The sequence below is a fragment of the Corynebacterium sp. HMSC074E01 genome (assembly GCF_001808885.1).
Lineage (GTDB): Bacteria > Actinomycetota > Actinomycetes > Mycobacteriales > Mycobacteriaceae > Corynebacterium.
On sequence record NZ_KV794854.1, the window covers coordinates 38,796 to 59,720 of the forward strand.

At 60.0% G+C, this 20,925-nt stretch carries 20 protein-coding genes; 2 read left to right on the plus strand and 18 right to left on the minus strand.

Annotated features, from left to right (window positions below; all coding sequences use genetic code 11):
- Positions 1-107: 107 nt before the first annotated feature.
- The 9 genes from tatA to HMPREF2537_RS09650 all read right to left on the minus strand — a co-directional run bounded on the left by tatA (position 108) and on the right by HMPREF2537_RS09650 (position 9,386).
- The gene (tatA, locus tag HMPREF2537_RS09610; protein ID WP_070528242.1) at positions 108-371 is read right to left on the minus strand and encodes a Sec-independent protein translocase subunit TatA; all 264 of its coding nucleotides are present in this window, start codon (positions 369-371) and stop codon (positions 108-110) included.
- An 80-nt stretch (positions 372-451) separates the two neighbouring features.
- Complete coding sequence (locus tag HMPREF2537_RS09615; RefSeq protein ID WP_070528244.1) at positions 452-1,417, minus strand: helix-turn-helix transcriptional regulator; 966 nt, start codon at positions 1,415-1,417, stop codon at positions 452-454.
- A complete protein-coding gene (locus HMPREF2537_RS09620; protein WP_070528250.1) occupies positions 1,410-2,399 on the minus strand; it encodes a helix-turn-helix transcriptional regulator in 990 nt (329 codons plus the stop codon). The genes HMPREF2537_RS09615 and HMPREF2537_RS09620 overlap by 8 nt, the downstream gene beginning before the upstream one ends.
- A 31-nt stretch (positions 2,400-2,430) precedes the next feature.
- Positions 2,431-3,813 (minus strand): Pup--protein ligase, encoded by a 1,383-nt coding sequence (gene pafA, locus HMPREF2537_RS09625; protein ID WP_070528253.1) that lies wholly within the window; start codon positions 3,811-3,813, stop codon positions 2,431-2,433.
- Positions 3,814-3,860: 47 nt separating this feature from the next.
- Entirely contained in the window at positions 3,861-4,052 is a 192-nt protein-coding gene (locus tag HMPREF2537_RS09630) for a ubiquitin-like protein Pup (RefSeq protein WP_010186632.1), read from the minus strand.
- Between the two features lie 36 nt (positions 4,053-4,088).
- Positions 4,089-5,633 (minus strand): depupylase/deamidase Dop, encoded by a 1,545-nt coding sequence (gene dop, locus HMPREF2537_RS09635; RefSeq protein WP_070528257.1) that lies wholly within the window; start codon positions 5,631-5,633, stop codon positions 4,089-4,091.
- Positions 5,630-7,204 (minus strand): proteasome ATPase, encoded by a 1,575-nt coding sequence (gene arc / locus HMPREF2537_RS09640; protein WP_070528261.1) that lies wholly within the window; start codon positions 7,202-7,204, stop codon positions 5,630-5,632. Before arc ends, dop begins: the two co-directional genes overlap by 4 nt.
- 44 nt (positions 7,205-7,248) lie before the next feature.
- Positions 7,249-8,085 carry a tRNA (adenine-N1)-methyltransferase gene (locus HMPREF2537_RS09645; RefSeq protein WP_070528264.1) on the minus strand — a complete coding sequence of 279 codons (837 nt, stop codon included), beginning with the start codon at positions 8,083-8,085 and terminating at the stop codon, positions 7,249-7,251.
- A 38-nt stretch (positions 8,086-8,123) separates the two neighbouring features.
- Entirely contained in the window at positions 8,124-9,386 is a 1,263-nt protein-coding gene (locus HMPREF2537_RS09650) for a M18 family aminopeptidase (RefSeq protein WP_070528267.1), read from the minus strand.
- A 75-nt stretch (positions 9,387-9,461) separates the two neighbouring features.
- On the opposite strand from HMPREF2537_RS09650, the gene HMPREF2537_RS09655 reads away from it, so the two are divergent.
- The gene (locus HMPREF2537_RS09655; protein ID WP_070528270.1) at positions 9,462-10,265 is read left to right on the plus strand and encodes a RecB family exonuclease; all 804 of its coding nucleotides are present in this window, start codon (positions 9,462-9,464) and stop codon (positions 10,263-10,265) included.
- A 27-nt stretch (positions 10,266-10,292) separates the two neighbouring features.
- Here the strand turns inward: HMPREF2537_RS09655 and HMPREF2537_RS09660 are convergent, their stop codons facing one another.
- The 9 genes from HMPREF2537_RS09660 to HMPREF2537_RS09700 all read right to left on the minus strand — a co-directional run bounded on the left by HMPREF2537_RS09660 (position 10,293) and on the right by HMPREF2537_RS09700 (position 19,816).
- Positions 10,293-11,960 carry a formate--tetrahydrofolate ligase gene (locus tag HMPREF2537_RS09660; protein ID WP_070528273.1) on the minus strand — a complete coding sequence of 556 codons (1,668 nt, stop codon included), beginning with the start codon at positions 11,958-11,960 and terminating at the stop codon, positions 10,293-10,295.
- A gap of 72 nt (positions 11,961-12,032) precedes the next feature.
- Positions 12,033-13,340 (minus strand): anaerobic C4-dicarboxylate transporter, encoded by a 1,308-nt coding sequence (locus HMPREF2537_RS09665; RefSeq protein WP_070520532.1) that lies wholly within the window; start codon positions 13,338-13,340, stop codon positions 12,033-12,035.
- Positions 13,341-13,649: 309 nt separating this feature from the next.
- A complete protein-coding gene (gene aspA / locus HMPREF2537_RS09670; protein WP_070528276.1) occupies positions 13,650-15,182 on the minus strand; it encodes an aspartate ammonia-lyase in 1,533 nt (510 codons plus the stop codon).
- Positions 15,183-15,273: 91 nt separating this feature from the next.
- Positions 15,274-16,119, minus strand: a complete 846-nt coding sequence (hisG, locus tag HMPREF2537_RS09675) for an ATP phosphoribosyltransferase (RefSeq protein ID WP_070520538.1) — start codon at positions 16,117-16,119, stop codon at positions 15,274-15,276.
- 49 nt (positions 16,120-16,168) lie between these two features.
- Positions 16,169-16,432, minus strand: coding sequence for a phosphoribosyl-ATP diphosphatase (locus tag HMPREF2537_RS09680; RefSeq protein WP_070520541.1), 264 nt, complete (start codon positions 16,430-16,432; stop codon positions 16,169-16,171).
- Positions 16,433-16,535: 103 nt separating this feature from the next.
- The gene (locus tag HMPREF2537_RS09685) at positions 16,536-17,261 is read right to left on the minus strand and encodes an HAD family hydrolase (RefSeq protein WP_070528278.1); all 726 of its coding nucleotides are present in this window, start codon (positions 17,259-17,261) and stop codon (positions 16,536-16,538) included.
- Positions 17,262-17,645 carry a hypothetical protein gene (locus HMPREF2537_RS09690; RefSeq protein ID WP_070528281.1) on the minus strand — a complete coding sequence of 128 codons (384 nt, stop codon included), beginning with the start codon at positions 17,643-17,645 and terminating at the stop codon, positions 17,262-17,264.
- A gap of 24 nt (positions 17,646-17,669) precedes the next feature.
- Positions 17,670-18,914, minus strand: coding sequence for a cysteine--1-D-myo-inosityl 2-amino-2-deoxy-alpha-D-glucopyranoside ligase (gene mshC / locus HMPREF2537_RS09695; RefSeq protein WP_070528284.1), 1,245 nt, complete (start codon positions 18,912-18,914; stop codon positions 17,670-17,672).
- Positions 18,915-18,964: 50 nt separating this feature from the next.
- Complete coding sequence (locus HMPREF2537_RS09700; protein WP_210383647.1) at positions 18,965-19,816, minus strand: undecaprenyl-diphosphate phosphatase; 852 nt, start codon at positions 19,814-19,816, stop codon at positions 18,965-18,967.
- A 75-nt stretch (positions 19,817-19,891) separates the two neighbouring features.
- Here HMPREF2537_RS09700 and HMPREF2537_RS09705 point away from each other — a divergent pair, with 75 nt between their 5' ends.
- Positions 19,892-20,923 carry a hypothetical protein gene (locus HMPREF2537_RS09705; RefSeq protein ID WP_070528290.1) on the plus strand — a complete coding sequence of 344 codons (1,032 nt, stop codon included), beginning with the start codon at positions 19,892-19,894 and terminating at the stop codon, positions 20,921-20,923.
- The last annotated feature ends 2 nt before the right edge of the window (positions 20,924-20,925 follow it).

The window sequence follows — 20,925 nt, forward strand, 5'->3', positions numbered from 1 at the left end:
TACTCGCGGTACTCAAAGCAAGACCTCCATAGAAAAGCCCACGGCGACAGGCGAGACCTCAGCACTCCGAGGGACTCGGAGCGTGGCCTGCCTGCCGGGAAAGATCATTAGTTCTGGTTTCCGTCAGCCGGCTTGGACGTGCGCGGCTGCATCTCCGGGCTGTTCCAGAAGTCCTCATCGTTCTTCTTCGATGCAGCAATTTGAGCCTGCTGCTCGGGAGTGTTGTTCTCCTCCTTCATCTCCTTGACTTCGGACTTAAAGATACGCATGGAGCGGCCCATGGAGCGAGCTAGCTCCGGAAGCTTTTTGGCGCCGAATAGCAGCACGATGACGAGAACAATAAGGCCGATTTCCATAGGTCCCACAGTCATTGGGGTGCCTCTACTTTCTTGGTAGATGGAGCGTACAGGTCCACGCAGCGGGGCTGGGCAGTCTGCACACAGAAGTGCTCTTAGTCTGGCAGTTGAGTATAACGTTCTAACGCCCGTTTTCTATGTTGCGAAATGGCGTCGACAAGCTTCGGTGGCCCCACGACCCGCATTCGGTCCGCTTGGCCGAGGGCGAAGCGGCTAAACCAGGCTTCGGAACCGACGGGCATTGTGGCAGCTATGAAGCCATTTTCCAGCCGTTCGCCGAGCGTGATGTCGTAGTGCTCGGCCAGCCAGGTGAATTCTTGGTTAATCTCCAGCTGCGCAACAAGAGTGTGATCTAGACCAAAGGGGGAATCGGGGTTGAAGTCTAGCTTGCGCAGGTGCGGGGTGGCGGTTACGTCAAGCACCTCAACATCACTCATACGGTCCAAGCGGAACGTACGGTGCTCCCCCACCGATTCATCCCAGGCCACCAAATAGGGTTCGCCATCCACGATGAATATTCGTGCCGGGTGCACGGTGCGCTCGCTGGTGCGGTTGGAGGACATACTCCAGTAGGTAAAACGCACTTGCCGGCGCTTGTCGACGGCCCCCGCCAACGCCGCTTGCACCTCGGACTCCTCCGGATCCGTCGTGGCCAGAGAATCGTAGATGGCGGCGGTCTTTTCATCCATAATCGCGCGTAGCTTCGCGGCGGCGGCATGGACCGCGGAGACGTCGACAAGCCCCGGCATTGCCTCAAGAGACTCGAGCGTTAGCAACAACGCGCCGGCCTCCGTTGGGGTCAGACGCAGGGCCTGGGTTAAGCCTTGGTCGTTGTAGATCTCGATGCCATCGCTGTAGCTGAAGCTTAAGTCGATAAGATCCTCAGTATTACGGCCCACCCCGGAGCAGAAGAGCCTGTCGACGGCATCCTTAAGCTCAGCAGGGGTCATTCCCAAATCCTCGGCCGCCTCCATCGGGGTCACCCCTGGGTGGTTGCGCAGGTATGGGATGAGGTTGAGGGAGCGAACAAGAGACTGCAGTTTGCGTGGCTGATCAGCCATGGTGCGATTCCTCCCCACTCAAGAGCGCGATGATGTCGGAACGAACTTCTGTCGGTTCAATCACCACGACATCTGGTGCATATCCCGCGGCGGTGCGCACTAGCCAATCGCGGCGCACGCCCGTCAGCGCAAGGAGGCCATCCGCGCGTCTGCGTCCGGCGTCGACAAGCTCCGCGGCCTGGCCATCTGGTACCTCAAGGAGGGCATCGACGGTGTCTCCCCGGTCAAGCGCTTCCACGACGAGATCTTGCAGCGGCGCGGTGGGCTCGAGGTGGGTGGCCCCAGCGCGCGAGCGCTTAACGTTGTCCACGCGGGTGGCGCGGAAGGTGCGGGGTGCCTCCCGGTCCACATCCCACCCGACGAGGTAGACGCGATCACGGTGATTGACCAACCCCCACGGGTCCATGTGGCGGCGAACCGGCTCGGCTGAGGGCGTGGCAAAGTAATCAAAGGAGATACGCAGCCCCGCACGCACGGCGGTAATCACCCCGGTGACGAGCTCTGGGCTCAGCCTGGTCATGTCATTGACCGCGGTGTAGACGGGCGCGCCGCGCAGGTCGCGGGAGGCTCCCGAGGCCGCTAGTTTTGTCCACGCGGACAAGCTGAAATCACTCAAGCCGCCCGGGGTGCCAATCCCGCCGGCAACGCCCAACACCATGGCTTCTTCCGGCGTGAAATCGACGGGAGGCAGCTGGTAGCTTTCGGGATCGAGGCGATACAGCGAACCTTCCGCCCCACTACTGTGTACTACTGGCACGCCGGCGCGCTGCAGGGTCAGGATGTCACGGGAAAGTTGCTTGTGAAAGGCCTCGTCGCTGCGTGATTGGTAGCCCTCGACGTGGCTGCGGATCCACGCCGCGCTGCGGTCCGGAACCCCGCCTTGGTGCGCTGCGCCATGCAGCGCAAAGGTGAGGTTGGTGAGCCTTTCGATAGCGCGGTCTCTGACCGGCGTCCTGGCTGCAGTTCGATCTGCTGAGGGCATAGTGGCAGGTTCCTTGATCAGCTCTAAGGCTCTAAGAGCCTGGGTGCGAACGCATGTAGTCTAACAACCCATCTAGGCGCGGGTCCTCGGAGACAAAGGGGTCGGAGAACTCCTCGGTCATCGGCTCAGGCCGGTTGACCTTCATCCGCGTCCAATCCACCGTTACCGCGGCATCGAGCTCGCGGGCAACCGCGAGAAACTCCCCGCGCAGCTTGGCACGGGTGGTCTGCGGGGCGGTGTCGACGGCGGCATCGATTGCAGCATCGTCGATCCAGCGCTCCACCATGCCGCGCTGCTCCAGCACGCTGTAGAGGCCGCGGCCTGGGCGGATGTCGTGGTAGGTTAAATCGATCTGGGCCAGTTTGGGGTGCGCCCAATCCCCGTCCAGGCGCTCGCGGTAGCGGTTCAGCAGGCTGCGCTTGATGACCCAATCGATCTCGCGGTCAACGCCGGAGAAATCCTGAGTCTCAATCGCTTGGAGGGTGCGCTTCCACAAGTCCACGACACGAGCCAACTCAGCCGTCGGAGTGCCTGCGTCCTCGCGGTGCTCCAGCCAGCGCTCGGCGGCGGTACAGAGCTCCTGTTGCACGGCAAGCGCGGTGGTGTTGCCGCCTCCCTCGAGCGGAAGCTCGGTGCGGCCGGTTGGGTCGAGCGCGATGGCGCGGATGTGCTGAATTGGATCAAGCACCGAAAGCTCCGGTACCTCAAAGCCAGCCTCTAACATCTCCAGCATGAGCAGCGTGGAGCCAACTTTGAGGGCCATCGTGGGCTCGGCCATGTTGGAGTCACCGACGATGACGTGCATGCGGCGGAAACGCTTGGAATCACCATGCGGTTCATCGCGAGTATTGATGATGGGGCGAGAGCGAGTCGTCGCAGAGGACACGCCTTCCCAGACTTGGTCGGCGCGCTGTGAGAGCACGAAACGCGCAGGTTCCTCGCCTTTGGCAGGTTTGATCATCCCCGCACCGCAAATGAGCTGCCGGGTAATCATAAACGGCAACAGGGCTTTGCCAAGGTCCTTGAGCACCACGTGGCGACTGATGAGATAGTTCTCGTGGCAGCCGTAGGAATTGCCCGCGGAATCGACGTTATTCTTGAACAAGTAGACGGCGCGCTTCTCCCCCTCGTCCGCCAAGGTTTTTTCCGCCTGCACGGCCATGCGGTTGACCATGGCGTCGCCGGCGCGCTCATAGGCAATGAGCTGGCTGAGGCTATCGCACTCCGCGGTAGCGAACTCCGGGTGGGAACCCACGTCCAGGTAGAGGCGGGAGGCGTTGGGGCTGAAGATATTGGAGGAGGAGTACTTCGACACGATGGGCCGGAAAAGTACGCGGGCTATCTCATCCGGGGACATCACTCGCTGTCCCTCGTTGGCGCTAGCGGTGATGCCGTACTCGGTTTCGATGCCCATAATCCGCCGTGCGTAAACGGGGGCGCTATCGGAGGGCTGCTCCACCTTTACTCGCCGCCCTTTTGGACGTAGGAGCGCACGAACTCCTCGGCGTTGGACTCCAAAAGACCGTCAATTTCATCGAGGAGGTCATCGGTACCCGCGCTGTTGATGCTGACTTGTCCGGCGTCGAACTCCGGGGTGTCGCCTCCTTGACCGTTGCCGCCGCCGGCGTTGATCTGAGACTGCTGTCCGCTCATCTTCTAGAGCTCCTTTCGCGAGTGGAAAATGCTGCGCTAATACAGTGTAGGGTACTCGATTCGCACCCCGAGCTGGCGCAAACTATTAACGAAATCGGCGGCGCTGTCCGCAGATTCCAGCAGAGCGCCCACCTCGTCCTGCCCGAGTCTTTTTGTGTCGTCGAGTGCCACGCAGGCGGTTCCAGAGTTGGCTCCCTCGGCCTCACCGATGCGGAAGGTCAGCGACTGCCAAGACGCCGCCAAGACCTCCTCCCCAAACTTCCGGGTGGCGTGGCCGCGTAGGTAAGCGCGGGTATCTGCGGGCGGCGTTTCCGCTGCAGCAGCAATCTCTTCCTCACTGACCAAGGACCGCATCTGCCCCTTGCGAACCAGCGCGTGGTAGAGGGACTTGGCCGGGTCGATGTCGGTGTACTGGAGATCGATGAGCGCGAGCTTCGGGTCATCGGCGGCCACGCCGCGGTCGAGGTAGCCCTTAATCAGGCGGTATTTGGCTACCCAATCCAGCAGGTGGGCGGCCTTGAGCGGGTTGTCGGCCAAGAGCGCGACAACCTCATCCCAGGCGGCAAGTACCTTCTCATCCGCCTCGGAGGCGGCGGTAACCCTCTCCCGGTAGGCGGCGAGGATGTCAAGGGCGGTGAGGCGGCGGCCGTCGCGAAGCGCCAGCTGGTGCGTCAAGGTGAGATCGCGGCTGACCCGCTGCACCTCCTCCACCGGCTCTGCTAGGCGCAGATCACTAAAGTCCACGCCGCTCTCGATGGCATCGAGCACCAGCGACGTCATGCCCAGCTTGAGCAGCGTCGAGGTGTGGGACATAGTGGCATCACCGATGATGACGTGTAGGCGTCCAAAGTCCTCGGCCACCGCGTGCGGCTCATCGCGGGTATTGATGATGCCGCGGTTGAGGGTGGTTTCCAGGGAAATCTCCTGCTCGATATAGTCCGCGCGCTGCGAGATCTGGAAACCTGGCTCTTCGCCGTCAGCACCCAAACCCATGCGCCCAGCACCGGTGACCACCTGGCGGGCAACGAAGAAGGGAATCAGCCCTTGGGCAATTTCCTCGAAGTCAGTTTCCCTGGAGTACTGGTAGTTCTCGTGGCTGCCATAGGAAGCACCCTTGCCGTCCACATTGTTCTTGTAGAACTTCAGCGGCGGGCAGGTATCGTGTGTGGCCAGCACGGACGTGCCCTGCGCTGTCAGCGATGCCACGGCCTCCCCTGCACGGCGCAGGATGAGGTCGCCGGCGGCGTCGTAAAGCATCGCATCCCAGGCATTCGTACACTCCGGCGAGGAGTACTCGGGGTGAGCGTGGTCGACGTAGAAACGCGCGCCATTGGCGGTCACCACGTTGGCCACACCCAAGGCGTTCGGGTCCACCACGGGCACGGTGTGATAGCGCTTGAGATCGAAGCCGCGGCTATCGCGTAGCGGGTGCTCCTCCCGAAAATCCCAACGGGAGCGCGCACCGGTATGCAGGGCGGCATAAGCCACAACAGCATGGGTGGACGTCACGATCGGTGATAGCGCCGGGTTGGACGGCGTAGAGATTCCATACTCAGTCTCGGTACCTAGAACACGACTCAAGGTTGTACTCCCATCAATTCGACCCCGGTGACATGCGCGCCGGCGGAGGTCCCGGCGACGATCTTGGCCCACTCCTCCGGGTTGGCGGATGTAGGTACGTATTCCGATTCAGCCTGCTCGGCAGCGATGGCCTGGTGCAGGTGCGCGGCGGTAATGCCGGCGGGCTGTGTATCCCCCGCCGCGTTGGTTTCGTCCAACGCCTCCTTGATAGCCAGCTTCTTTGCGCGGGAGACGATGTTGGCGATCATCGCGCCGGAGACGAAGTCCCGGTAGTGCAATACGCGCGGATCCGCGTTGGAGAAGTGCAACGTGACGAAGGGGCGCTCCGCGTAGAGATCCTCCACTGCGGTATCGATGAGCTGGGAAAGTTCGCCCTCGTGTGGAACGGTGTCCGGGAAATGGCGGGCGAAGATTTCGCGCGCACCCTGCTTGGTGGGCCGGTTGACGCGAATCTTGATGTCGAGGCGCCCCGGGCGCATGATGGCGGGGTCGATGAGCTCCTCGCGGTTGGTGGCACCGATGACGATGACATTGCTGAGCTTTTCGACGCCATCCAGCTCCGTCAAGAGCTGCGGGACAACGGTGGTTTCCATATCGGAGGACACACCGGAACCGCGCGTGCGGAAGATGGACTCCATCTCATCGAAGAAGATGATGACCGGCCGCTGGCTGCCATCCGCAGTGGGCTCAGAAGCAAGCTCGCGGGCGCGCTCGAAGATGAGGCGAATGCGGCGTTCAGTCTCACCCACGAACTTGTTGAGAAGTTCTGGGCCCTTCACGTTGAGGAAGTAGCTGGGGGCAGTAGCGCCGAGCGACGCCGACAGAGAATGCGCCACTGCCTTGGCGATGAGCGTCTTACCGCACCCAGGCGGACCATAGAGCAGCACGCCCTTCGGCGGCTGGAGATCGTATTGGCGGTAGAGCTCCGGGTGCAGGAAGGGCAGCTCGACAGAGTCACGGATGAGGGAGATCTGCTCGTCCAAACCACCGATATCCTCGTAGGAGACGTCTGGAACTTCCTCCAGCGTGAGCTGCGCTACCTCAGTCTTGTGCACTCGTTCGGTGGCCACGCCTGATTTGGACTCGACCAAGAGGGTATCGCCGGCGCGCACGGTATCCCGCAGCGCTGCAGCGAGGAGAATAACCTGCTCTTCACCGGAGGAATTAATGGCCACCGCGCGGTCGGTGCCTAGGCGTTCTTGGAGCGTCGCCAGCGCGCCAGTATTTACCGGGGCGCAGGCCTCCACGACGACGAAGCCCTCACCCAAGCGGACCTGCTGCCCTACTTTAAGGGAGCCTGGCTCCAAGTTGGGCGAAATCTTGACTCGCATGGCTCGGCCATTGGTATAAACCTCGGCGTCGCGGTGTAAATCATGGGCGCGCCCAGAATAGCCCAGAAAGACACCGTATGTGGAGGCGGGTTCCGCAAGGGCGTCCACCTCGGCGAGCATCTGCTGAAGCTTCGTGCGTGCATCCTTCAACAGGGCAGCAAGCTTGGCATTGCGTTCAGCGAGCTGCTCTATCTGGCGACGCTGCTGGCCAAGTTCCTGGGCATGAGTGGCATCGTTCATAGGGTCCACCCTAGCGCGCAGTGCGCCACGTTTAACCTCGGGGCTTATTTTCGGGCGCGGCGCTGCGGGCGGGGCGGGGTGACGCCGTCGGCAAGCCGGCGCGTCCAGATCAGAAACGCCGTGTGCGCATTCATGCGATGCTCCGGGCGGGTGGCCAAGCCCTCCACCTTCCATTCACGTACGAGGGACTCCCAGGCGCGTGGCTCCGTAAAGCACTTCAGCTCGCGGATGCCCTCCATCACCTTCATCAGCTGCGGCACGGTGGCCACATAAGTCATGAAGACGCCGCCCGGGATGAGTATGTCGCGCACCTTCTCGAGGTGCTCCCAGGGCTCGAGCATGTCCAAGATGACGCGATCCACGGGACCGCCGAGCTCCTCGACGGTCACATTGGCCAAATCGCCAAGCCGCGGGCTCCACCACTCGGGCTGCTCACCGAAGTATTCGGCGACGTTATCCACGGCGTATTCCAAGTGGTCATCGCGTACCTCATAGGAGAAAACGTGGCCTTCTGGCCCTACGGCGCGCAAGAGGGTCATTGAGAGTGCACCGGAACCGGCGCCCGCTTCCAGCACGCGCGCACCCATGAAGATATCGCCCTCGACCAGAATCTGCGCGGAGTCCTTGGGGTAAATCACCGCGGCGCCGCGCGGCATCGACAAGACGTGATCCACCATGAGGTGGCGGAACAAGAGGAAGGAGCTGCCCAGCGTCGAATCGATGACGGAGCCTTCATCCATGCCCACGATGTCATCGTGGCTGATGATGCCCTTGTGCGAATGGAACTGGCCTCCCTCCTCGAGGACGATGGTGTAATGACGCCGCTTGGCATCCGTGAGCTGCACGCGGTCGCCGTAGCGGAAGGGGCCAGAATAAGCCATGGCGTGGAAACCTTTCACATAATTTGGGGTGGCAAGGATTAACCCACCAAGTATGCCTCAAGGGCGTCGCCAAGCCATAGTTGGTCGCGCTCGCCTACCAGCTCGCGGGCCGAGTGCATCGAAAGCATCGGCACACCGACGTCGACGGTGGGGATGCCCAGGCGGGTGGCGGAAATCGGGCCGATGGTGGAGCCACAGGGCACGTCGTTATTACCCACGAAGCGCTGGACCGGAACGCCCGCACGACGGCAGGCAGATTCCCACAGAGCTACAGTGTTGGCGTCGGAAGCATAGCGCTGGTTGCCGTTGATCTTGGTGACCGGGCCTTGGCCGATGATCGGGTGGTGAGTGGGATCGTGCTTTTCCGCGTAGTTGGGGTGCACGGAGTGGGCGGCGTCCGCAGAGACACAGCTGGAGCGCGCGAACATCTGGAAGCGCTGTTCCTCATTGGCGCCAAGCGCCCGCGCGGTGCGGGTCAAGATATCACCCAGAATCGGCCCACCCGCACCATAGCGCGAAGAGGAGCCCACCTCTTCGTGGTCAAAAGCCGCCATGACGAGGACGTCCTTGTGCTCGATGGAGTCGGCGCTTTTCGCAGCAGCCAGCAGGGCACGCAGCGAAGCATGAACGGAAGAAAGGTTGTCCATGCGGCCGGCAGCGATGAGCCTCTCACCGGCACCGAAGACCTCACCGCGCTGGGCGTCGGCGGTAATCAGGTTGAAGGAAGCGATGTCCTCTGGGTCTACGCCGAGCTGCTTGCCGACGACTCCCATCACCGACGTTTCCGGTGTGCCCACGGAGAGCACCGGCTGCATGTGGCGCTGGCGATCCGGCTTGAATTCATCCTTGCGGTAGAGGTGGATAGCCAGCGAAGGCAAGCGCAGCAAGGGGCCGGTATTGACCAAGTGGCGGGTGCCATCGCGCAGGACGACTTGACCACCGACGGTGAGCTCGCGGTCAAACCAGCTGTGGAGAAGGACTCCGCCATAAACCTCCACGGCTACCTGTTGCCAACCTGCGGAGTCGAAATCCGGGGTGGGCTTGAGAGCAAGACCGGGCGAGTCAGTATGGGAGCCGATAATCCGGAAACCCGAATCCGGACCGGCACCTTCGGGGACGAACCAAGCCATGACCGCACCACCCCGGACCATGACGTGACCGCCTGGTGCTGCCGACCACTCGGCAGACTCGTCTTGGCGGCTAAACCCCGCATCAACGAGCGTGCGCGCTACCTCCTCAGCCGCGTGGTAGGAGGAGGGACTGGCGGCGATGAAATCGAGAAAATCTTGCGTAGTGCTCATGCTTCCAGCTTGCCACGGACTGCCGGGTGATGCCGGAAGGACTGTGGGTGCCTATGCGCTAGTCTGAGAAACATTATGCCGAAACGACTAGCCCTCTCCCCTTCCCGCGCCTCCGACTACAAGCAATGCCCACTGCTCTATCGCTTCCGAGCCATCGACAAGCTGCCTGAACCTAAGACAAAGGCGCAGGTCAAGGGAACGCTGGTCCACGCTGTGCTGGAGAAAATGCACAAGCTACCCCGTGAGGAGCGCGAGTACCCAGTGGCGGTGAAGATGATCAAGCCTGAATGGGCGGTGATGCTCGAATCCGATCCGGAGCTGCGTGAATTGGTACCAGAGCCCGAGGAGCTGGACTTCTTCGTCGAAGTACGCGAGCTCATCAAAGGCTACTTCCAGATGGAAAACCCCCAAGGTTTCGACGCCCACAAGTGCGAGATGTACGTCGATACAGTTCTGCCCAACGGCGTGCCCGTCCGCGGGTTCATCGACCGCGTTGATGTTGCTCCCACCGGCGAGGTACGCGTGGTGGACTATAAGACCGGAAAGAAGCCACTCCCCCGTTATTCCCAGGACGCGCAGTTCCAAATGAATTTCTACGCGCTGGTGTACTGGCGGCTACTTGGCACCATCCCTACGCAGCTGCGGCTGATGTACCTCAAGGTTTTGGATTCGATGTTCCTCACGCCTGGGCCGGAGGAACTCGAGTACTTCGAGCGTGACCTAGGTGAGCTCTGGGCCAAGATCGAAGGCGATGGCAAGACCGGAGACTTTAGGCCAAAGACCTCGAAGCTGTGCGGCTGGTGTTCCTTTCAGGATCTTTGCCCCGCCTTCGGCGGTACGCCACCCGAGTATCCCGGGTGGCCAGGCCAAAGTTCGTAGACTGCGCCGCGTAAAACGGGCCGTGGTTTAGAACAACCCAGAGATGGAACCGTCAGCGGCAACATCGATGTTGTTCGCCGCAGGCTTCTTGGGAAGGCCCGGCATGGTCATGACGTCGCCGGTCAGCGCCACGATGAAGCCAGCGCCTGTGCGGGGCTGCAGCTCGCGGACATGAAGGACGTGGCCTTCTGGGGCGCCGAGCTGGCTCGGATCATCCGAGAAGGAATATTGAGTCTTCGAGATCACGACTGGGAACTCCTCCCAACCGTTGTCCTTGATGTACTTCAAATCCTTCAGCGCCTTAGACGAGTACTCCACCCGCTCGGCGCGGTAGATTTCCCTAGCAATGGTGTCGATGGAGGCCTCGATGCCCTCAGCGGGATCATAGAGCTGGTGGGAGTTACCCTCGGAAAGATTCTCCAGAAGGCGCTCAGCCAGCGCTGTTGCTCCCGCTCCGCCCTTGGCCCACACTTCTGCTTCTTCGAGCGCGACGTCGAAATCGGCGGCCCACTGGCGCATGAACTCGCGCTCGGCCTCGGTATCGCTCCAGAAGAGGTTGAGCGCGACCACTGGCTGAAGCCCGAACTTGCGCAAATTCTCCACGTGGCGCTCGAGGTTCACCACGCCCTTCTTCAGGGCTTCCAGGTTCTCCGTGGTGAGCTCCTCGCGCGGCTGCCCACCGTTGTACTTCTGCGAACGGATCGTTGCCACGACGACCGCACCGGCCACATCAAGGTCACCGAAGCGGGACTTGATGTCCATGAATTTCTCGCCACCGAGGTCCGCGCCGAAACCTGCTTCCGTGAGGACGATATCGCCGAAGCGCATAGCAGTCTGGGTGGCCAACAGCGTGTTGCAGCCATGAGCGATGTTGGCGAAGGGGCCGCCGTGGACGAAGGCGGGAGTACCGCCAAGGGTCTGGACTAGGTTGGGGTTGAGTGCATCGCGCATCAGCGCGGTGAGTGCGCCTTCTGCCCCCAACTCGCGGGCAGTGACCGGCTTTTGGTCATAGGTGTAACCCACAGTGATATCACCGAGGCGCTTCTTCAGGTCTGCCAAATCGGTAGCGAGACCGAGAATGGCCATGATTTCCGATGCCGCAGTAATGGTGAAGCCAGTCTCCCCCGGCACGCCATGGGCGGGGCCACCGAGCCCGGTAACAACGTGGCGCAGGGCACGGTCATTGACGTCAACGCAGCGCTGCCAGGTAATGCGGCGCGGATCGATGTTGAGCGCATTGCCCTGGTGGATGTGGTTATCGATGATGGCGGCCAAGGTGTTAGTGGCCGCGGCGATAGCGTGGAAGTCACCGGTGAAGTGGAGATTGATGTCCTCCATTGGGACAACCTGAGAGTAGCCGCCACCCGCGGCGCCGCCCTTGATGCCCATGACAGGGCCCTGGGAAGGCTCGCGAAGGGCGACGATAGCCTTCTTGCCCAGCTGCGTGAGGGCGTCGGTCAAGCCGATAAGAACAGTAGATTTACCCTCGCCGGCTGGCGTCGGTGAGACGCCGGTGACGAGGACCAACTTGCCATCTGCGGGAGTATCCCCAACTTGAGTGATATCCACTTTGGCTTTGCTTTGCCCATAAGGAATAAGGGCCGTCTCCGGAATGCCTGCACGTGCAGCAATATCCGAAATCGGTTCGAGCTGGTGAGCTTGAGCAATATCAACATCAGAAGGTTGCGTAGTCATGCTCACCAGCTTAGCGCGCTAAAGAAGCGCGCTAAGCAACATCAAATTATTTCTAAATGATGCTAGGTGATGCTAGATAAGGACTGCGCCAAAGGCGTAGCACAGGAGGACCGACAAGACGATGCTCACAGTGCCTGGAATGATGAACGGGTGGTTGAAGACAGCCTTGCCAATGCGAGTCGAGCCAGTGTCATCCATTTCGACGGCCGCCAACAAGGTCGGGTACGTCGGCAGGATGAACAGCGCGGACACTGCTGGGAAGGCAGCCACTGCGGTAAGCGGGTTGACGCCGAGGGCCAGGGCTGCCGGCATGAGAGCCTTGGTGGTTGCGGCCTGCGAGTACAGGAGCGCCGCAGCGAAGAAGAGTACGATGGCCAGCAGCCACGGGGCGGACTCAATGATGGACCCGGAGATGGCCTGGATGTCCTCCATGTAGTGGTTGATCAGCGTGGTACCCAACCATGCGACACCGAGCACGCAGATACAAGCGGACATACCCGACTTAAAGACAGGCGTGTTGAGAACGTCGCCGGCGGGAACCTTGGTGACCATGACGATGAGGGTCGCAGCGGTGAGCATCACCGTCATGATGGCCTCGTTACGCGGCAGCGTCGGTTCCTCGATGAGACCCACCTGGGATGAGGTCAGGGTGGCCCACAGCATCACGATGACGATGGCGACGAGGAAGATGATGACCGAGGTCTTTGCACCTTGTGCCGGAGCGTAGTTCTGGGAACCTTGCGGCAGCTTCACCAAGCCCTGGGCCTTGCGTTCTTGGTAAACGGGGTCATCTTCGAGTTCTGCGCCCGAGCGGTTTGCTACCCAAGCGGCAGGGAAAATGGAGAGGAACGTAGCCGGAATGAGGACCGCGAGGATCTGCAAATAGCCCACGCCCATCGGCTCCAGTAGCGAAGCCAACAGAACAACGGCTGCGGAAATAGGTGAGGCGCAGATTGCCATCTGGGAGGCTACGACGGAAATCGAAAGCGGGCGGGAAGGACGAACCTTGCCCTCCTTAGCCACCTCAACGATGACCGGAAGCGTGGAGAACGCCGTGTGGCCGGTGCCCGCCAAGACGGTCATCAACCAGGTAACGATAGGCGCATAGAACGTGATCCTCTTTGGGTTCTTGCGAAGGAATTTCTCGGCGAGGTAGACCAGATAGTCCATACCGCCAGCACGCTGCATGGCAGCAATGGCGGCGATCACGGTCATGATGATGCCAATGACGTCAAAGGGGATGTCTTCACGTGTTACGGGGACACCGGTGAGGCCGAGTAAGAGAACGCCCAAGCCGCCGGCCATACCAATGCCGATCGAACCAATTCGGGCACCGAGATAAATCGCCGCGAGGACGATAATGATGTGCACAACAACCATTATGTAACTCCAATATGTGCAGGTGAACTGCAGTATGGGTGGTAATTCGCGCTGTGGTCAGTACACGACCTGGGCGCGACAACTGACAGTTCCAATTCTGCCCTATTTATGTGGCTTTGGCGAGAATCCAGGCCCGATTGTGTCCGTTTACACACCGATGTCAACCAATGCTCCCCCATCGGGGTGTCCACGGTGTCGGTAGCATCAGTTGGATTGAAAACAGCCAAACGCCCGTACCACCTTCAGTGAGGCAGTACGGGCGTGGACGAAACAGCAGAGGGTATTTACAACACTGGTGCTGTTGACGGTTTATTCATCGATGTAGAGCTGACCGCGGAACTCCGGGTGCATGAGGTTCTCAACGGACAGAACCTTGTTAAGGGTCTCCTCATCGAGCAGGCCCTTCTCCAGAACGAGCTCCTTGACACCCTTGCCAGTCTTGAGGGACTCCTTAGCAATCATGTCACCGTTGTGGTGGCCGATGAACGGGTTCAGGTAGGTGACGATACCAATGGAGTTCTCCACGTAGGCACGGCAGACATCAGCGTTAGCGGTGATGCCCGTGACGCACTTCTCACGCAGGGTATCGACGGCATTACCCATGATGCGGATGGACTGGAACAGCGCCTCACCGATAACCGGCTCCATGACGTTGAGCTGCAGCTGACCAGCCTCAGCTGCCATGGTCACGACGTGGTCATTACCGAAAATCTTGAAGCAGACCTGGTTGACAACCTCCGGGATAACCGGGTTGACCTTACCCGGCATGATGGAGGAGCCAGCCTGGCGCGGTGGCAGGTTGATCTCTGCAAGACCAGCGCGCGGACCAGAAGACAGCAGGCGAAGGTCGTTACAGATCTTGGCCAGCTTCATTGCTGCGCGCTTGATGGTGGAGTGCAGCAGCACGTAGGCACCACAGTCAGAGGTAGCTTCAATGAGGTCGCGGGCGGTCTTGATTTCCAGACCGGTGACCTCGGACAGCGCAGCGGTGACCTGGTGGCGGTAGCCGGCCGGGGTGTTCACACCGGTGCCGATAGCAGTTGCGCCCAGGTTGATCTCCAGCAGACGCTTCTGCGCGTCACGCAAGATGGCCTGCTCTTCGGCCAGGTTGTGCGCGAAGGCCTTGAACTCATCACCCAGGGTCATCGGAACTGCGTCCTGCAGCTGGGTGCGGCCCATCTTCAGGATGTCAACGAACTCATTGCCCTTGGCGTGGAACGCAGCCTGCAGCGCGTCGATACGCTCAATGAGGTCCTCCATCGCGTAGTAGATGCCGAGACGGAAGCCGGTCGGGTACGCGTCGTTGGTGGACTGGGACATGTTGACATCATCGTTCGGGTTGATGATGTCGTAGGCACCCTTTTCCTCACCAAGGTGCTCGAGCGCCAAGTTGGCCACAACCTCGTTGGTGTTCATGTTGAGCGAGGTGCCAGCGCCACCCTGGAAGACATCCAGCGGGAACTGGTCCATGCAGCGGCCCTCTTCGAGGATCTGGTCACAAGCCCAGATGATTGCCTCTGCTTTCTTCTTAGGAAGGACGTGCAGACGGCGGTTAGCCATCGCGGTTGCCTTCTTGACCTGTACCATACCGCGGATGAAATCCGGGATGGTATTGATGGTCACGTAGGAAATCTGGAAGTTCTCGATAGCGCGCAGCGTGTGAACGCCATAGTACGCATCGTTCGGAACTTCCAGGGAGCCGAGAAGGTCAGTCTCAGTACGCGTCTTTTTGCTAGAGGCGGACTTCGAAGACTTGTTGGTGGCCTTTTCTTCGACCTGGGACTTTACATCCTTGGTCTCCTTGGCCTCTGCTTGTGCATCCTTCTTAGTTGTCTTTGCCATCGGGGCTGACTCCTTGCATAAAAATCGAAGAACGATGATGGTCAGTCCCCATCGTAGCTAGGAGCCCGAATAAAATGTTTGGAATCTCCCCCTAAAAGCGGGCAATCCGAAGATCCGAGGCAAGAATTGCCTCTGCCCCAAGTTCTTCGAGGCTGTCCATTACTTGGTTGGCCAGTTTGCGGGGCACCATGACGCGCACGGCAACCCACCCTTCACGGGCCAAGGGAGAGATGGTCGGTCCTGTAAGCCCAGGGGTCACTGCCTCGACGTCTGGCAGCTTTTCTTCTGCCACGTTGTAGTCCAGCATGACGTAGTGGCGCGCATTGAGGATTCCTCGAATACGGCTAAGCACAACGTTTTCATCAGCGGTGACGTCTTCTCCCTCACGCTTTATCACCACGGCCTCCGAGGACACGATGGGGTCGCCAAAGGGTTCAAGCCCCTGCTGGCGGAGGGTGGCTCCTGTGGAAACAACGTCGGCAATGACGTCCGCGACTCCAAGGTGAATCGAAATCTCTACTGCACCGTCAAGGCGGATAACCTCGGCATCGATTCCATTGGCAGCGAGGTGATCGCGTACCACGTTGGGATAGGACGTGGCGATACGCTTGCCTTGCAGCTTGGCGACGTCCCACTGCTCCCCTGCTGGTGCGGCGTAACGGAAGGTCGAGCCGCCAAAATTGAGTGCTAGAACTTCATTGAATTTCGCGCGGGAATCGAGCGCTAAGTCTCGACCAGTAATTCCCAAGTCCAAGACGCCTTGTGCCACGTAGATAGCGATATCCTTTGGGCGCAGAAAGAAAAACTCGACTCCGTTCTCCTCGTCCACGACGTTGAGCGATTTACTGTGTCCGCGGCCCTTGTAGCCGGCTTCCTTGAGGATCTCAAGGGCTGCCTCGGACAGTGATCCCTTGTTGGGGACGGCGATTTTGATCATCAGTGTGTGGTGCTTTCTACGGTGAATGCTAGGACGGCTTTATAGCCGATTAAAGGTAGGTGTAAATGTCTTCGAGCTTTAGGCCACGCTTATGGGCCATAACCTGGAGCCAGTACAGCAGCTGTGACATCTCCTCAGCGAGCTCTTCATCAGACTGGTATTCCGCGGCGATCCACACTTCGCCAGCCTCTTCGATGATCTTCTTGCCCAGATGGTGGATCCCTTTGTCAAAAGACTCCACGGTGCCGGAGCCCTCAGGGCGTTCGGCGATCTTCTGGGACAGTTCCTCAAATAGGCTCTCAAAATTCTTCACGGTGGTTTATTCTTCCACACCGCTGCATAAAATTCTGCTAGTCGGCCGAAATTCTCAGTTACGCAAAGCCGGCTGACATGATGCGCAACTGAACTCGGTACGTCTAGTCGGCGCGCAACCGGCTAAACCACTCGTGAACATCGGCCGCCGTCGCCCCCTCCAGATGACGGTGAGCAGAGCCCCGGAGGTCAGTAATTTCGGTGGCTTGCTCGGGCACTGCGACGTGGTCTCCCTCCGGCAGTCCGATGACGGTGCATCCGGCGTCGACAGCCGCGCGCATACCTGCCGCAGAGTCTTCGAATACAAGGCAGTCCCGTGGATCGGCACCCACTCGACGCGCCGCCTCGATATACATATCGGGGGCAGGTTTGCCTTGGGGTACTTCGTCACCGCAAATCGTGTCGACGAAGTACTCGCGGCCTAAGGCCGCAATTGCGGAATCAGCCACATATCGTTCCGTGTTTGTGGTCACGATCATCGGCATTCCCAGGCCCTTGAGTTCGTCGAGCAGCTCGGGAATCCCCGGGAAAATCTCCAGGTGTTGGGCAAAAAGGGACCTGACGTAATCGAACATGAGCGCACGGTAGCGTTCGTTATCTCCTGGCTGAAGCGTAACTCCTGCTTTGTGCGCACAGATGCTGAGTGTGTCTTCGAAGGTAGCGCCAACCGTGGCTAAGCGCTCCGTGGGTGTTAAGCGGCGCCCTAGTGTTTCAGAGAGATAAAAAGTGGCCTCTTCCCACAGGGGCTCGGAGTTGGTCAGTGTGCCGTCCATATCCCAGAAGATTGCTGCTGGACGGGTAGTGAAAGCGGAATTTGCGTGGTCAGTCAATTAGAAGTCCAGCTCCGGAATCTGCGCGAGCGCCTCATCGTCCGCACCGGTTGCCGCAGAGGCGGAGTGAATAAGCTCCGTGAGCTCTTCCTTCTCTTCAGGTTCCAGCACTGCATCTGCGTTTTCTTGGTTGAAGGCCGCGAGCTTGTCCACGGTGGGGCGTACCGCGGCGCTCAGGAGTGACCCTTCAGGGTCATCCGGCAGCTTATCCATATCGTCGAGGAAGGACTCCAAGACAGTGCGAAGGCGTGGGAGTACCGCGGCATCAAACGGGGCCTCCCAGAATTCCCTTTCTTCTTCCTTGAGGTAATCCCCGGTAGCGAAGGACTGTAGGTTGGACATGAACTCATCAACGGTGGGCTGGAATTCTGCACGAATCGTCATGAGCTAAATCATGCCTGAAGTTACCTAGAGGCGCACGCCCAGCAAGGAATTAACTGCGGTGCGCAGCAAATCGGATGCCTCTTCTGTTGCTTCCCCGGATTCTGGAGCCTTCTTCGCCCATTCATCGAGAACCGCAATGGCGCGCGGAGTATCGAGATCATCAGCCAACGCCAACCGCAGGTGCTGAATGACCTCCTTGACTTCCTCCACCGTGCCCGGATGGCTTAAAGCTTCGCGCCATCGCTGGAGTCGCTCCTGCGCAGTGCGCAAAACGTCATCTGACCAGTCACGGTCGGCACGGTAGTGGCCGGCGAAGACGCCCAAGCGAATCGCTGAGGGATCGACGCCCGCCTCCACGAGCTTGTGGACGAACACGAGGTTGCCCAAAGACTTGGACATCTTGGTTCCGTCCAAGCCGATCATGCCGGTGTGTACATAGGACTGCGCCATGCGCTCTACGCCGAGCGCTGCTTCCGCATGCGCTGCGGAGAATTCGTGGTGCGGGAATTTCAGGTCCGAACCGCCGCCTTGAATATCGAAGCTGGAGCCAAGCCGGTTGGTTGCGATGGCGGAGCACTCAATGTGCCATCCAGGGCGGCCTGGACCAAAAGGCGAATCCCAGGCCGGTTCGCCTTCACGGTGCGCGCGCCAAATCAGAGCGTCAAGCGGATCGCGCTTGCCGGGACGATCAGGGTCGCCACCGCGCTCGGCAAAGAAGGTCTCCATCTGTTCGCGGGAGTAGTTGGACTCGTATCCAAAGTTCTTCGTGGCCTCAATGGAGGCATAAATATCCGGGTACTCCGGATCATCGACGATGTAGGCCGCACCTGCGTCGAGAAGCGCCTGCACCATCTCCGTGATCTCATCGATGGCTTCCATCGCCCCAACGAAGTGCTGCGGAGGGAACACGGAGAGCAGTTCCATGTCCGAGCGAAAAAGATTGATTTGGGAGGTGCCCAACTCGCGCCAATCCACACCATCGCGCTCGGCGCGCTCGAAGAGCGGATCATCCACATCGGTGATGTTCTGGGCGTAATTCACCTTGTAGCCGTTGTCTAGCAACTGGCGGTAAATCAGATCAAAGGTGAGATAGGTCGCAGCGTGGCCCAGGTGGGTCGAATCATATGGGGTGATGCCACAGACGTACATGGTGGCAGTCTCCCCACTGATGTCGAGTTTCTTTACCGCTTCATCAGCGGAATCATAGAGGTGAAGCGGCGTCGGGGCGCCAGGGACGGAATCGATGTGCGGGACAGGCCAAGATTGCATGGGCACCATCCTAACGCGTACTGACTCCGCAACTGGCTCATGCCCGGCTATTAAGGGGCGAGCACGCCGAGGCCCAGCAAGAGCATGACGAGGAGCCCGACAGGGATGCGGTAGGCCGCAAACCACTCGAAGGAATGGCTACCCACGAACTTCAGCAGCCACGCGATAGACGCATAGCCGACGACGAACGCTATGAGCGTGCCGACGAGCAGTTGGGCGCCGGTAGCAGACTGCCCCACGGTGGGGCCGAAGGCGTCGCCAAGCGAAAACAGGCCTGAAGCCATAACCGCAGGAATGGCCAGGAGGAAGCTAAAGCGCGTCGCTACCTCGCGATCCAAGCCCAAAAAGAGGCCACCCGAAATCGTGCCTCCTGAGCGTGAGACACCTGGGATGAGGGCCAAGCACTGGCACAGGCCCATGACGATGGCATCGCGCATCGTCAGTTCCTCGAAGCTGCGCTCCTTTTTACCCACCCTCTCGGCGATGATGAAGACAAAGGAGAACAGCACGAGCATGGACGCTGTAATCCACAGGTTGCGCAAGTTATCCCTGATCAGGTCCTTGCCCAGGACGCCTAGGATGCCAATCGGGATTGAGCCGACGATGACCATCCACCCCATGCGGTAGTCCTGGCCACGCTGCTCCTTGTGCACGAGACCTACGAACCACCCTTTGAGGATCTGCCAGATCATTCCCGCGAAGTACACAATCACTGCCAGCTCAGTGCCGAGCTGAATGACGGCAGTAAAGGAGGCGCCGGCGTCCTGCCCCCAAAAGAGCGTGGAGACGATGCGTAAGTGCCCCGAAGAGCTCACGGGCAGGAATTCGGTGAGGCCTTGGACAAGAGACAAAACGATGACCTGTACCCATGTCATGGCTTCAGTTGTAGCTGTTGTAGTCACCCGCGACAGCCTACTAGCGCGGTCCATGGCTTCCGGTTTCCACCACGCTGACTGCTAGGATGAGGGATCGTGAAAATGCGTCGAGTCCTGCTTTCTTCTGCCCTTCTTGTCAGCACATGCGCTCTTGCCGCCTGCAATCCCACGGAAGGGGTTGGCGGAGACCCCAACTCGGCAGTCTATGGCAAGGCCGAACCTGCTTCTTCCCCAGAATCATCGAAGCCAGTGGGCACCGTTGTGCCATACGCTGCCGTGACTGACCTCGCGGCGGTGGGTGATACTCTCGCCGTGCGCACCGAGGACTCCCTCGCTGTAGGTTTGGCCGCGGACTTTGAGGAAGAAAAAGCCACGGAGATTTCCGTCGATCAGAAGTGCGGCGACCTCACCGCTTCTGACAAGCATTTCCTCCTCGCCTGTGGGGATAAAGTCTTGCTTATTAATCCGTCTCAGCCGGATTCCCCTCAGGAATTGGCAGTGGATGAGGAGCAACCAGTAACGGTGGCCGCGGAGGCTTCCAGCGGTGAAGTATTCGTTGGTTCGAAGGACTCAACAACCATCGGTGTGTACCGCGACGGGGATCGCAGCACCGGCATCACCGTGGAGGCCGGTTCGGATCAGCTCATTTCCGTTCCCGTTTCTGATGGTGCGGACGGGATCGTCCGCGTCTTAAGGGAGGACTCGACCATTCAATCTCTCGATTGGGAAAAGGACCGTGCGGGCGGGCGTCTGCGCGTAGGCCAGGGCGTAGGCCAGATCGCCGGCGGCGAAGGGGCCGTAGTCGTGGCATCGGACACCGTGGGCAAACGCGTGGCTATCTACACCGCCAGCGACGTTATTCGCCTGCACCAGTACGGCAACACCGACGGCACTCCATGGGGCGTGGCGTGGGATGCTGGCCGGAAGCTGGCATGGGTAACCACCACCGATAACAATCTCCTCGAGGCCTATACCGTTTCTGCGGGCGTCCCAGAAAACGTTGGCACCATGGACACTGTGGCTGATGCACGCACTCTTGCTGTGCTTGGCGACGGCACCCTCGTCACCGCCTCCGCATCCGGTGAGGGCCTCCAGTTCATCAGCGATCCGGAACTCGACGCATCACCGCGCTAGCT

Excerpts from the sequence above, each read along its gene's own strand:
- tatA (WP_070528242.1), bottom strand. The coding sequence starts at position 371 with ATGACTGTGGGACCTATGGAAATCGGCCTTATTGTTCTCGTCATCGTG.
- HMPREF2537_RS09615 (WP_070528244.1), bottom strand. The coding sequence starts at position 1,417 with ATGGCTGATCAGCCACGCAAACTGCAGTCTCTTGTTCGCTCCCTCAAC.
- HMPREF2537_RS09620 (WP_070528250.1), bottom strand. The coding sequence starts at position 2,399 with ATGCCCTCAGCAGATCGAACTGCAGCCAGGACGCCGGTCAGAGACCGC.
- pafA (WP_070528253.1), bottom strand. The coding sequence starts at position 3,813 with ATGGGCATCGAAACCGAGTACGGCATCACCGCTAGCGCCAACGAGGGA.
- HMPREF2537_RS09630 (WP_010186632.1), bottom strand. The coding sequence starts at position 4,052 with ATGAGCGGACAGCAGTCTCAGATCAACGCCGGCGGCGGCAACGGTCAA.
- arc (WP_070528261.1), bottom strand. The coding sequence starts at position 7,204 with ATGAACGATGCCACTCATGCCCAGGAACTTGGCCAGCAGCGTCGCCAG.
- HMPREF2537_RS09645 (WP_070528264.1), bottom strand. The coding sequence starts at position 8,085 with ATGGCTTATTCTGGCCCCTTCCGCTACGGCGACCGCGTGCAGCTCACG.
- HMPREF2537_RS09650 (WP_070528267.1), bottom strand. The coding sequence starts at position 9,386 with ATGAGCACTACGCAAGATTTTCTCGATTTCATCGCCGCCAGTCCCTCC.
- HMPREF2537_RS09655 (WP_070528270.1), top strand. The coding sequence starts at position 9,462 with ATGCCGAAACGACTAGCCCTCTCCCCTTCCCGCGCCTCCGACTACAAG.
- HMPREF2537_RS09660 (WP_070528273.1), bottom strand. The coding sequence starts at position 11,960 with ATGACTACGCAACCTTCTGATGTTGATATTGCTCAAGCTCACCAGCTC.
- HMPREF2537_RS09665 (WP_070520532.1), bottom strand. The coding sequence starts at position 13,340 with ATGGTTGTTGTGCACATCATTATCGTCCTCGCGGCGATTTATCTCGGT.
- aspA (WP_070528276.1), bottom strand. The coding sequence starts at position 15,182 with ATGGCAAAGACAACTAAGAAGGATGCACAAGCAGAGGCCAAGGAGACC.
- hisG (WP_070520538.1), bottom strand. The coding sequence starts at position 16,119 with ATGATCAAAATCGCCGTCCCCAACAAGGGATCACTGTCCGAGGCAGCC.
- HMPREF2537_RS09690 (WP_070528281.1), bottom strand. The coding sequence starts at position 17,645 with ATGACGATTCGTGCAGAATTCCAGCCCACCGTTGATGAGTTCATGTCC.
- mshC (WP_070528284.1), bottom strand. The coding sequence starts at position 18,914 with ATGCAATCTTGGCCTGTCCCGCACATCGATTCCGTCCCTGGCGCCCCG.
- HMPREF2537_RS09705 (WP_070528290.1), top strand. The coding sequence starts at position 19,892 with ATGCGTCGAGTCCTGCTTTCTTCTGCCCTTCTTGTCAGCACATGCGCT.